Here is a 12,412-nt window from a genome sequence, read left to right on the forward strand (position 1 = left end):
GACCGGTGCATCCGTAGGCCGGTCGCCCGGCGAAGTACTCAGGGAGGTGAGCTGATGGAATCGGTCTGGGATTATCCCCGGCCGCCGCGCCTCGAGCGCACTGCCGCTCGTGTGTCGGTGGTCCACGCGGGGCAGGTGATCGCCGACAGTGTCCGCTGCTGGCGGGTGCTGGAGACCTCGCATCCGCCGGTCTTCTACGTGCCCCGCGACGACATCGCGACCGGGGTGCTGGCGCCGGCCGCCGGGAGTTCGTACTGCGAGTTCAAGGGCGACGCGACCTACTGGGATCTGATCGCCGGTGACGTCCGGGTGCCCCGGGCCGGCTGGTCCTACGAGCAGCCGACACCGGCGTACGTGGAGATGGCCGGGGCCGTGGCCTTCTATCCCAGCCGGGTCGGCGAATGCCGGGTCGACGGCGAGCTCGTCCGGCCGCAGGAGGGTGACTTCTACGGCGGCTGGATCACCTCCGGCATTGTCGGCCCCTTCAAGGGTGGTCCCGGCACGATGGGCTGGTAATCGTCACCGTCTTCACAGATGGGAAACGCGCCCGTACGATGTGGGAGCGCTCCCATCGAAGAGTGTCGATAACGAGGTGGATCTCATGCGGTCGAACCCCTGGTACCGGCGCGCCGCCGTGGCGGCCCTGTCCCTCACCCTCACGGCCGCGGCGTTCGTCGTCGGACACGGTGCAGACCCGGCCGCGGCGGCTCCCGCGTTCAGCTACGGCGAGGCGCTGCAGAAGTCGATGTTCTTCTACCAGGCCCAGATCGCGGGTAAGAAGCCCGCGTGGAGCCAGGTGTCGTGGCGCGGCGACGCGGCCATGAAGGACGGCTCCGATGTGGGGCTCGACCTCACCGGCGGCTGGTTCGACGCCGGCGACCACGTCAAGTTCGGCTTCCCCATGGCGTTCACCACCACGATGCTGGCCTGGGGCGCGGTCGAGAACCGCGACGCGTACGCGGCCTCGGGCCAGCTCGGCACCTTCCTCGACAACCTGCGGGTGCCCAACGACTACTTCATCAAGGCGCACCCCGCGCCCAACGTGCTCTACGGGCAGGTGGGCAAGGGCGACGACGACCACAAATGGTGGGGCCCGGCCGAGGTGATGCCGATGGCGCGCCCCGCGTACAAGATCGATGCCAGCTGTGGCGGGGCGGACCTCGCCGGTGAGACGGCGGCCGCGATGGCGGCGAGCTCGATGGTGTTCCGGCCCACCGACGCGGCGTACGCCGACAAGCTGCTCACCCACGCCCGGCAGCTCTACACCTTCGCCGACACGGTCCGTAAGGCGTACAGCGACTGCATCACCGACGCCGCCGCCTTCTACAAGTCGTGGAGCGGATATCAGGACGAGCTCGTGTGGGGCGCGATCTGGCTGTACCGGGCGACCGGCGACGCCGCCTACCTGGCCAAGGCGGAGAGTGAGTACGACGCCCTCGGCACCGAGCCGCAGAGCACCACACGCTCGTACAAGTGGACTCTGGCCTGGGACAACAAGCAATTCGGGGCGTACGTGCTGCTGGCCAACCTGACCGGCAAGCAGAAGTACGCCGACGACGCCAACCGCTGGCTCGACTGGTGGACCGTCGGGGTCAACGGCGACAAGGTGCGCTACTCGCCGGGCGGGGAGGCCGTGCTCGACAGTTGGGGATCGCTGCGGTACGCGGCCAATACGGCGTTCGCCGCGCTGGTCTACAGCGACCGGCTCACCGACCCGGTCCGCAAGGCCCGCTACCACGACTTCGCGGTCCGGCAGATCAACTACGCGCTCGGTGACAACCCGCGCGGGTCCAGCTACCTGATCGGCTTCGGCGCCAACTCGCCGCAGAACCCGCACCACCGTACGGCCCACGGATCCTGGTGGGACAACAGCAGCACCCCGGCTGACACCCGGCACGTGCTGTACGGAGCCCTGGTCGGTGGCCCGTCCTCGCCCAATGACGCCTACCAGGACGTCCGCACCGACTACGTGATGAACGAGGTGGCCGTCGACTACAACGCCGGCTTCACCTCGGCCGTGGCCCGGCTCTACGGCGAGTACGGCGGCGCGCCCGCGGCCGGCTTCCCGGTGGCCGAGAAGCCGGACCTGGACGAGGTCACTGTGGAGACCACGGTGATGCAGAACGAGCCCCGCGCCACCGGCCTCAAGGTGATGATCTACAACAAGTCGGCCTTCCCGGCCCGGGCGCTGACCCAGTCCTCGTACCGGTACTACTTCCGCCGGGAAGGGACCGCGGCCCCGCAGGTCACACCGGGTTACACGCAGGGCTGTCCGGCGCCGGCCACCGCGAAGCAGTACTCGGGCGACATCTGGTACGTCGAGGTGAACTGCGCCGGGTACACGATCGCGCCGGCGGGCCAGTCGGCGTACCGCATGGAGGTGCAGTTCAAGATCGGCGTGCCCGAGGGCGGAACCTGGGACCCGGCGAACGATCCGTCCTACCTGCCGGGCACCGCGGTGAACCCCAAGGTTCCGCTGTACGAGGCGGGCACCCGCATCTGGGGCCAGGAACCCGACGGGACGACGCCCACCACCCCGTCGCCGTCGCCGTCACCGTCGCCGTCGCCCACGCCGTCGCCCACGCCCACGCCGTCGCCCACCGGTACGCCGGGCGCGGGCTGCCGGGTGGCGTACAGCACCGACGACTGGGGCTCCGGCTTCAGCGGCGCGGTGGCCGTCACCAACACCGGCGCGTCGGCCTGGACAGGCTGGACCCTGGTCTTCGACTTCCCCGGCAACCAGAAGGTCTCCCAGGGATGGTCCGGCCAGTGGAGTCAGAGCGGCGCCCGCGTCACCGTGACCAACCAGTCCTGGAACGGCTCCGTGGCCCCCGGCGCGACGGTCACCATGGGCTTCAACGGCTCGTACAGCGGCAGCAACCCGAAACCCGCCTCCTTCCTGGTCAACGGAGGCGCCTGCACGGTGGCCTGATCGACAGGCCGCGTACCGGTCGTGTACCGGTCGCTGGTCGGCGGGGCGGCCGGAAGGTGGTCGCTGCGGTGGGACGGGGTGTACGGAGGGGTCGGCCAGGCTCGAGGTTGTGGCGGCCGGTGGTCGGCCGCCCGGACCTGGAGGAACCACATGCGCAAGATTCTTACGTCTCTGGTGGTCGGTGCGGCTGGACTGGGACTGGCCGTGGCGCCCGCGGCCGCGGCGTCGGCGAGTGGGCCGGCGTCGCTGGCGCTTCCCTATCCGATCTGCAACAGCGTTGTGGTGAATTACCAGAGCGGGTATCCCGTTCCGGTTCCGGCGTACGGCACCAACCAGACCTGTTACATGCAGCAGAACGACGGAAAGGTGGACACCTCCAGCCTGAGGACCATGCAGACGGCGATCAACATCTGTTACATCCAGAAGGGCCGGCTTTCCCGGTTCGGGATCACCACCCCGCTGAGTCTTGCCTCCCCGGACCGGTACGGGCCGAAGACGTACGCGGCGGTCAAGGCCGTGCAGCAGTGGCACGGCGGCATCTCGGCTGACGGCGGCTGGGGGCCGGAGACGCGAAGGACGATGCAGTGGCCGGACAACGACACGCTCACCTGCCGTAACGTGCCGTTGCCCTGATTCGCCGACACGAGGCCGCCCCACATGCGTGGGGCGGCCTTGTGTCGGGTTCGCGCACCAGAAACCCCGAACCGTGATAAATGCCGGTCTATGGGTCACCCCGCACGGAATCCGTGGCTATCGTGGGGGCCATCGCAACACCGGTGAACGGGGGTTCTGGTGGACGTGATGTTGTTCGGCCGTGTGTCCGTTGAGGTCCGGGCTCGTACCGTGGACCTCGGACCGCCCGCCCAGCGGGCCCTTTTCGGGCTTCTCGCCCTTTACGCCCCGGCCGCGGCGCCGTACGAGTCGATCGTGGCGACGCTGTGGCCGGATGATCCGCCGCGTTCGGCGCGGGCCACCGTGCAGAAATACGTGCAGCGCCTGCGGGCCGCGCTCGGGCCCGAGTGCCCGCCCCGGCAGCGTGGGCACGTGCTGCGGACCTGCGGCGACACGTACGCGCTGTCGATCGGGCGGGAACAGGTGGACGTCTCGCGGTTCCGCGCGCGGTTCGCCCATGTGGCGGCCCTGCGGGCGGCGCGCGACCCGGAGTACGAGGCCGCGCTCGCCGATGTGATCGACCACGCGGACGAGCCGGTGGCGCTGGACGTGCCGCTGCTGGGCGAGTCGCCGCGGGTGCTCGCGGTCAAGGCCGAGCAGGCCAAGCTCGTCGACTGGTACGCCGACCTGCGGATCGCCGCCGGGCGGGCGGACGAGGTGGTCGGGCTGGTCCGCGAGCAGGCGGCGCTGCGGCCGCTGGACGAGGACTCGCAGGCCCGGCTCATCGCCGTGTACCGGCAGATCGGCTGCCGGTCGGCCGCCGTCGACGTGTACCTGAGCGCACGCCGTCAGCTTTCCGACATCCTCGGGCTCGATCCGGGACCCGAGCTCGAGGACGCCTACCGGAGCCTGCTGGCCCCCATGCGCGCGGGGGCGATGAATGGCGACCACGCTCGTGCGAGCGTGCGGTCCGCTTAAGATCTTGGCTGTGAGGAGAGAGCGAGCAGTGGCGACCACGCTGCTGTTGGCGCTCCTCACGGCCTGCGGGAACGATTCGCCCAGCCGGCCGGCGGGAGAAATCGTCACGTTCTCGTGCTGCGCCGAAGATGATGTCGACAGGCCTTATCGGCCCGGCGACACACTGACCCTTCATTGGACGGCGCAGACTCAGGAAGGGACGCCGGACGACTCTCCGGTGGAGCTGAATGTGCGGGTGGTCGGACCTTTCGGCAGCGTCACCGAGTTGAAAAGCTCGCCCAGCGGTTCACCGTCGTCCGTCACCTTCGACGCCCCGCCGGTCCGGCCTTCCGGCTCGTCCGCGGCGAAACCCGTCAGCAAGGTTGTCATCCCGGCTGATGCCGGGCCGGGTTACTACAACGTGAGCTATTCCGAAAAGCGGGGCGGAACCGTCGTCGGCGGCGCAAGCATCATTCGCGTCGTCGCGGCCACTGGGTGACCATGCCGAGGCCGGCGGCGCACCAGAGGCTCCGGTGCGCCACCGGCTGTTGCGGCTTTCCCGCGGTGCGCTACTTACAGGACTTGGCTCCCGTAGCGTGGGCCAGGCCGAAGCCGGAGGCCGCGGAGTCCATGTAGACGACCTCACGGCCCTTGGCCGCCGTGGCGTACATCTGGGCGCCGGGGCTGCACGATGCCGGGCCGAGGGACTTGCCCTGGAACGTGTACTGCTTGAGTTTCGGGTTCAGCACGTTGTTCGGGTAGCCGCCGGTCTCGAGCCAGGCCTTCACCGGCGCCTCCTCGGTGACGGTGACGGTCGTGTCGGACAGCGCGACCGTGACGGCGCGGATCGCCTGCGGCGACGTCTCGTCGAACAGCAGGCGGCTGGTGCGGGTGGCGAAGTCGAAAAGGCGTACGGAATCGTAGTAGGCGCCCTGAGTCCATTCGCCGTCGACGATGGTGCCGTAGTCGCGGTCGGTCATCCAGGCGACGCCGGTGGCGGACAGGTCGGGGTAGCTCATCCGCTCGGCGCCGGTGTCGCCGCCCGCGTACGTCGTCCGCCCGGTCGCCACGTCGTGCACCTCGACGCCCAGTGACCAGTAGACGCCGTTGGCGTCGGGCTGCTCGAAGTTCTCGTAGCGCACGTAGGAGATCTTGCCGTTCCTGACGCTCGGCGCCGTCGCGCTTCCCCGCCAGTCCGGGTGGGCGAGGGTGTGCACGGTCTTGGAGCTGCCGCGCAGGTAGCGCACCACGTCGAGGTAGCCCTGGTCCGGGTCGTACTGGCTCCAGGCGACGATGTCGCCGTCGAAGCCCAGGCCGTCGACGCGGTACGGGGAGCTGTAGAGTTCCTTGACCGGGCCACCGCCGATCGGCGCCGACAGGATGCGGTTGGTCTCGTACGTCGGCGAGTCCAGGTTCACCACCGTCGACAGCCACACGACCCGCTTGCCGTCGGTGTGCGGGAAGTTGTTGACGCTGCCGTCGTCGGGGGAGATGCGGTACGGCGTGCCCTTGCCGTTCGTCCGGCCGACCCAGATCGATGTCGGCTCGGTGCGGTTCGCGTCCGAGCGCGGTACGGCGAACCAGCCACCGCCCACGCCCGCCCTCATGTCGGCGTACATGCCCGTGTTGAGCCGGTCGATCAGGACGTCGGTGCCCTTGCCGTACAGGTTCTTCTTCCACTTCGCGGTGATCCCGCGGGAGTCGAACGCCTTCTCCACCACCTTGAGGTCGTCCTTCTTCAAACGGAAGGACTTGGCGGAGGCGAGTACGGCGTCACGCGCGTCGACGAAGTCGGACATCGGCGTCAGGTAGTCGGTGAGGGCGCGGTAGACGACCTTGTCGGCGACCGTCTTGCCGAGCTTCTGGCGCAGGTCCCAGAGGGCGCCGGAGACGATCGTCGAGTTGAGGTGCACGCCGCCGTCGTCCATCGACGGTGTGTCGATGAGGTGCTGGAAGTCGGCCGTGGTGGCGCCGTCGTCGAGGTCGCGCAGGGCGCACTGGGCGGGGGCGAGCGTGCGGCAGAGGTCGCCGCCGAGCAGGCTGGCCCGCGGGTCGGACATCGAGGTGCCCGACGCGTCGACGTCGATCGCGTTGCCGAAGTAGTCGGCGATCGCCTCGTTGAGCGCGCCCGGCTGTCCGGCGTAGACGAGGCTCGCGGTGTGCTCGACCACGCCGTGCGTCATCTCGTGGCCCACGACGTCCGGGTCGGCGGCCAGCGGCAGGTACTCGGCGTCGCCGCTGCCGTACACCATGCGGGTGCCGTCCCAGTACGCGTTGACCCAGGGTGAGCCGCCGTACGTGATCCCGACGACCGAGTCGATCGGCATGCCCTTGTCGTCCAGGCTGTTACGCCCGAGCTTCGACTTGTACCAGTCGACCACCTTCGCGGCGTCCCAGGCGGCGTCCACGGCACCGGCCTCGGTCAGGTCGGCGCCCAGCGTGGCCGACGGTGAGGCGAACGGGGCCAGGCCCTCCGGCCACTGGTCGCCCATCAGGTCGTAGTAGTCGCGGCCCCGGGCGTCCCAGGTGGTGATCGGCACGGTCCGGGTCAGGTCCTTCATGAGGTACGACCCGTCGTCCGACCGCACGAGCGGAAGCGCCACGGTGGCGCCGTGCAGGGTGGTGCCCTGACCGGCGACGGACGCTGTCCCGGAAGCCGCCGCGCCCGGCGTCTTCGCGGACTGCGGTGTGGTGGCCACCTTCTGATCGGCCACGAAGGACTTGATCCGGCTGACGCTGAGCAGCGGTACGCCGTTCGTCGCGCCCACGTACACGTCGCGGAGCACGGGCCGGCCGTTGGCGGCGTCCCGGCCCTTGACCAGCACCCGCCGCGCGAGCACGCCGGTGCCGGTCGGCATGACGATGAGTCCCTGGTCGGTGCCGGTGAGGTCGGCCTTGGCGTCGCCGGCCACGACCGCCGCGCCCGGGTTCAGGCTCCGGCGTACCTCCTCGACCGCCCGCGAAATGGCGAGCGCCGTGGGGATCGGGGTGGCGGTCGTGTCGACGTCCAGGTTCGTGAAGTAGCTGCCCGAGGTTCCGGTGACCGTGCGCTTGCCGGCCGTCTTCTCCGTACGGACCACGTATTGCGCGCCGAACACCGGCAGGCCCTTGTACTTCTGGTTCAGCCGGACCGTCTCCCGCTCGCCCTCCGTCTCGACGCTCGCGGTGGTGAGCGTGCCGGCCGGATCGCCGATCTTGTAGCGGTCCTGGTGGCCGGCGAGGTGGGCCTTGGCCGCCTGGTCCGGTGCGACGGTGGCGTCGACCGGGTCGGCCACGTCGTCCACGAGAGCGGGGGTGTCCGTGTCGGGCGCCACCGTGACGGGGATCGGCTCGTCGGCCGGGGGCGCCGCGTTCGCGGCCTGGGCGGTGGTTCCGAGGATGGTGGCCGCCGCCAGGACGGCGATCGCGGGTAGTGCCTTGGCTCTACGCAATTGGTGCTCCTGCGAAGTTGTCGGTCCGCTCACCTCACCCCGATGCCGGCGGCCGCCACAAGGACGATCTTGTGCAGTTGCGCAAACCCGCAGATCCGCCCCGACGGCCTTCTTACACATCCGTAATCTCCGATTCATGGTGTCCTGAGATGATCACATCGGAGGGACGCACCAACGCATGGACGAAACGGACATACCCTGGTCGGCGACCGGTCTCGACCCGCTGGCCGGCCGGGTGCTGGAACACCTGATGGCCGTACGGTCGGCCGGCCGCGACGAGGTGGCGGCCGCGGCCGGGGTGTCACCGGCGGAGGCGGAACGAGCACTGCGGCTGCTGGTCGACGAGGCCCTGGCGTCGCGGATCGGCGGTGCGGTGCCACGGTGGGCGGCGGCGCCGCCCCGGCCGTCGCTCGGTGCCCTGCTGGCCCGGCGGCGGGCCGAGCTGGCCCTGGTCGAGGACGTCGTGGAACGGCTCGTCGAAGCGCACGACGCGGTGTCCGGGCCGCGCGCCACGGACATGGTGGAGGTGCTGAGGAGCCAGGACGACGTACCGGCGCGTTACCTCCAGTTGCTGACCGAGAGCTCCTTCGAGGTGCTGCACCTGGCGAAGCCACCGTACGTGACGGGCGGGTCGGCCTCGGACGGCGCGGTCGCGGTGAAGCCGGGCCTGCGGATGCGATCGGTGTACGAGTCGGACGGTTTCACCGACGCGGTCTCCCTCATGACGGCGCTGCGCGGCACGGGCCGGGGCGGCACGCTGCGGCTGACCTCGCAGATCCCGGTGAAGCTGGTCATCTTCGACCGGACGGCCGCCCTGCTGCCGATCTGGGGCGACCGCCCGTCGTCGGGTTCGCTCGTGGTGCACTCGCCCACCCTGGTGACGGCGCTGGTGGCGCTGTTCGAGAGCGTGTGGGAGCGCGCCGAGCCGGTGTCCCTGACGAAGCGGCGCGAACTGTCCGACGGGACCTCGGGCCGGGACGCGCGGACCCGGGAGATCCTGCGGATGATGGCGGTCGGCATGAAGGACGAGACGATCGCCCGAGTCCTCGACATCAGCCGCCGCACGGTCCAGCAGCACATCAGCGATGTGGGCGTCCAGCTCGGCGCCCGAACCCGCTTCCAGATCGCCGTCCTGGCCGCCAAGCGGGGCTGGCTGAACGACCAGGACGACAGCACGCCGCCGCTACCCTGAGCGCCGGCGGCGCAGGACGGCTCGGGCCGGGAGAGTGACCGCGAGCAGGGCCAGACCGATGGCGGCGGCGGTGAAGGAGCCGTACGTCAGAAGCGGGATGTAGGGGGCCTCGCCGGTGGTGCCGCGCATCATCGGGAACAGGGTGGCCGCCGCGATCGCGGAACCGAGGATGACGCCCGCCAGGGAGACGAGCAGGCTTTCCCAGTGGAGCATGGTGAGGATCTGGCGGCGGGTGGAGCCGACCAGGTGCAGCATGCGCAGCTCCCGGCGGCGGTCGAGGACCGTCATGACCAGGGTGTTCACGGCGGCGATGGCGGCGAAACCACCCAGGACGGCGGCCATCGTGTTGGTGGTCCACGCGCCCAGTTCCGCGTCGGGGCTCGGCCGGCTGGCGTAGCCGGCGGCGCCGGTGACCGTGCCGAGGGCGGTCAGCGGTTCGGCCGGGCCGCCCCGCACCAGCAGGGCGTCGTCGAAGCCCGAGGTCACGTGCCCGGCCAGCGACGCCCGGTCCATCGTCACCGTGCCGAGCCCGAGACCGCGGCCGTACACCGCGATGATCTCGGGGCTGGCCCGGGTGCCGTCGGGAAGGTAGAGCGGGAGCCGGTCGCCGACGCCCCGGCCGGCCGCGGTGGCCAGTGTGGTGTCGATGGCGATCCGGTCGCCGCCGAGCGCGTCGAGGCTGCCCTCGCGGACGTCCAGGTCCTGCACCTCGGCGAGCTCGGCGCCGGAGCCGGTGATGCCCTGGACCGACGCCCCTCGCAACGACGTGAACTCGCCGGCGCCGATCGGCACCAGCACCTGGGTGTCGAGCACCGCCACAACGGCTTCCACACCGGGCGTACGGGCTGCCTCCGACCTCGCGTCCGCCGCGAGCCCGGCCGGGTTCGTGACGACGTGGTCGGCCGTGAGGCCCGCGCGCAGCTGCTTGCCGGCGGCATGGTTCTCGCTCGTGTGCATGAAGACGAGGGTCGAGGCGAAGGCCATGGCGAGCACGATCGGGGTGAAGGCCGAGGCGAGCCGGCGGGCGTTCGTACGGGAGTTGGCGGCGGCGAGTCCGGCCGCCGGGCCGCCGCCGCGCAGGGGCAGGCCGAACAGGCCGGCGGACAGCCGGGCCAGCAGCGGGCCGAGCAGGCCGACCGCCAGCATGAACAGCATGACCACGCCGAGCGCGGCGCCGGCCGCGTCGTCGCCGGCGGAGCGGGCCGAGACACCGGTGAGCGCGAGGCCGCCGGCGAGAGCGGCGAGACCGAGGACGGTGCGGGCGCCGCCCGGCCGCAGCCGTTCCGCCGACGCGTCGGCGAGCGCCTGGCCCGGCCTGGTCCGGGCTGGCCGGCGACCCGCCATCCAGCCGGGTCCTAGTGCCGTGAGCAGCCCGGCAGCGACCGCGATGAGCAAGGGCATCGCCGAGATGTGCAGCTGCACCGCGGCCGGGACGGCGCCGCGGTCCCGCAACTGCTCGAACCACCACATCGCGAGACCGAGGCCGGGCAGCAGGCCGGCGATCCCGGCCGGCGGTGCGATCAGCAACGCCTCGGCGGCGACCGCGCGGCGGATCTGCCGCGGGGTGGCCCCGACGGCGCGCAGCAGGGCGAACTCCCGGGCCCGCTGCGACACGGACAGGGCCACGGTGGCGGCGGCGGTGAAGACGGCCACGATGGCGGCGATGCCACCGAACGAGCCGCCGATGCCGAACAGGGTCTCCTTGGCGTAGCCGAGGCCGGGATCCTCCACGGCGCCGCGGTCGTCGCCCGCGTGCACCCGGACTCCGGAGCCGGCCAGCGCCGCGGTCACCGAAGCGGCCAGCTCGGCGGCATCGGTCCCCGGCGCGGGCAGCACGGCGATGGCGTCGGCGCGGCCGGGATGCCCGGCGAGCGTGGCCGCCTGGCCGTCGGCGAACCAGGCGAGCGGGCCGTCCGCGCCGGCGACGCCGGACACGCGGAACTCCCGCCGCCCGGAAGCGGTCTCGAGGGTGACGGTGTCGCCGACGGCGGCCGCGTTCCGGCCGAGCACGACCTCGCCGTCACCGGGGGCGGCGCCGGCCGTCACCGTGACGCCGGTGAACAGGTGGGAGCCCCATCCGTGTCCGGTGAGCACGCCGCCGGGCAGTGTCGCCGCCCGTACCGGAAAGGTGTAGTCCGCGACCGCCGCGGCCGCACCCGGCGCCGAGGCCGCCTTCGCCGCCAGCCCGGCGTCCAGCCGCGCGGTGTCCGGCAGCGGCACCGCTTCCCGCTCCTCGTCCTCACCGCTGCCGGTGACGACGTACTCGTACTGGTCGGCGGCCACGATGACCGGCGCGTTCGCGTAGCGGACCGGCGGCACCGACGCGCGCAGGCCGGTCTCCAGCAGGATGCCGCAGGCCGAGACGATCAGCGCGCACATCAGCAGGGCGAGGAAGGTGCCCGCGAACGACGCCGGCTTGAACCGGATGGCCGCGCGGGCGAGCCCGGTGGGACGCCTCATGCCGCCGCCCCCGCCGTCACACCCGAGCGAAAAGGTGCTGACATCCGCGCCGCGATCCGGGCCGGCGAACCACCCTCCAGACTGTCGGCGAACGCGCCGTCGGCGAGGAACAGCACCCGGTCGGCCCACGCGGCGGCGACCGGGTCGAGGGTCACCATGACGACGGTGGCGCCGAGGACGTCCACCGCGTTCCGGAGCAGGCCGAGGACTTCGGCGGCGGTGCCGGTGTCGAGGGCGCCGGTGGGCTCGTCCGCGAAGATCACGTCCGGATCGCCGATGAGAGCACGGGCGACGGCCACCCGCTGTTGCTGGCCGCCGGACAGCTCGCCGGGGCGGCGCCGCGCCTTGTCGGCGAGCCCGACCTTCCCCAGCACGTCGGCCGCCCGGCGGCGGTCCGGGCGCTGCCCGGCCAGGCGCGTGGGCAGCAGGACGTTCTGCTCCACCGTCAGCGACGGCAGCAGGTTGAACGCCTGGAAGACGAACCCGAGCCGGCGGCGGCGCAGTTCGGTCAGCTCGTTCTCGTTCATTCCGGTGATCTCCGTACCGCCCAGCCGCACCGAGCCCTCCGACGGCCGGTCGAGCCCCGCCGCGCACTGCAGGAAAGTGGACTTGCCCGATCCCGAGGGACCCATGACGGCCGTGAACGTGCCCGCGGCAGCGCCAGATCGATTCCCGCGAGCGCGGTCACCGCCCGTGGCCCCCGGCCGTATCGTCGCCGGACCCCGGTCAGCTCGACCGCGAGAGTGGTTTCACCAAGAGCGTTCATGTGGACAAGCGTGGAGAACCCACCACGCGCCCGTCGTCAGTCCGCGGGACCATGCGGGATAC

General features: G+C 71.4%; 8 protein-coding genes and 1 pseudogene. 6 read left to right on the forward strand and 3 right to left on the reverse strand.

The window, feature by feature from the left end; translation table 11 throughout:
* Window positions 1-54: 54 nt before the first annotated feature.
* The 5 genes from AB0C26_RS34365 to AB0C26_RS34385 all read left to right on the forward strand — a co-directional run bounded on the left by AB0C26_RS34365 (window position 55) and on the right by AB0C26_RS34385 (window position 5,000).
* Window positions 55-516: a DUF427 domain-containing protein gene (locus AB0C26_RS34365; RefSeq protein ID WP_360256146.1), complete on the forward strand. Its 462-nt coding sequence runs from the start codon at window positions 55-57 to the stop codon at window positions 514-516.
* 85 nt (window positions 517-601) lie between these two features.
* The gene (locus AB0C26_RS34370; protein ID WP_360256148.1) at window positions 602-2,932 is read left to right on the forward strand and encodes a glycoside hydrolase family 9 protein; all 2,331 of its coding nucleotides are present in this window, start codon (window positions 602-604) and stop codon (window positions 2,930-2,932) included.
* Between the two features lie 150 nt (window positions 2,933-3,082).
* A complete protein-coding gene (locus AB0C26_RS34375) occupies window positions 3,083-3,565 on the forward strand; it encodes a peptidoglycan-binding domain-containing protein (protein WP_360256150.1) in 483 nt (160 codons plus the stop codon).
* 210 nt (window positions 3,566-3,775) lie between these two features.
* Window positions 3,776-4,522, forward strand: a complete 747-nt coding sequence (locus tag AB0C26_RS34380) for a BTAD domain-containing putative transcriptional regulator (protein WP_360256153.1) — start codon at window positions 3,776-3,778, stop codon at window positions 4,520-4,522.
* A gap of 28 nt (window positions 4,523-4,550) precedes the next feature.
* Window positions 4,551-5,000, forward strand: a complete 450-nt coding sequence (locus AB0C26_RS34385; RefSeq protein WP_360256155.1) for a hypothetical protein — start codon at window positions 4,551-4,553, stop codon at window positions 4,998-5,000.
* 70 nt (window positions 5,001-5,070) lie between these two features.
* Here the strand turns inward: AB0C26_RS34385 and AB0C26_RS34390 are convergent, their stop codons facing one another.
* Complete coding sequence (locus AB0C26_RS34390; protein ID WP_360256157.1) at window positions 5,071-7,932, reverse strand: M4 family metallopeptidase; 2,862 nt, start codon at window positions 7,930-7,932, stop codon at window positions 5,071-5,073.
* A gap of 178 nt (window positions 7,933-8,110) precedes the next feature.
* Between AB0C26_RS34390 and AB0C26_RS34395 the strand changes: the two genes are divergently transcribed.
* Complete coding sequence (locus AB0C26_RS34395; protein WP_360256160.1) at window positions 8,111-9,124, forward strand: helix-turn-helix transcriptional regulator; 1,014 nt, start codon at window positions 8,111-8,113, stop codon at window positions 9,122-9,124.
* On the opposite strand, the gene AB0C26_RS34400 is transcribed toward AB0C26_RS34395, so the two are convergent.
* Complete coding sequence (locus AB0C26_RS34400) at window positions 9,116-11,584, reverse strand: FtsX-like permease family protein (protein WP_360256163.1); 2,469 nt, start codon at window positions 11,582-11,584, stop codon at window positions 9,116-9,118. The genes AB0C26_RS34395 and AB0C26_RS34400 overlap by 9 nt on opposite strands.
* Window positions 11,585-11,673: 89 nt before the next feature.
* Window positions 11,674-12,350, reverse strand: a pseudogene (locus tag AB0C26_RS34405) (ABC transporter ATP-binding protein); the annotation flags it as partial.
* Window positions 12,351-12,412: the final 62 nt, after the last annotated feature.

Origin of the sequence: Actinoplanes sp. NPDC048796 (assembly GCF_040650035.1) — a bacterium.
In the GTDB taxonomy this organism is placed as follows: domain Bacteria; phylum Actinomycetota; class Actinomycetes; order Mycobacteriales; family Micromonosporaceae; genus Actinoplanes.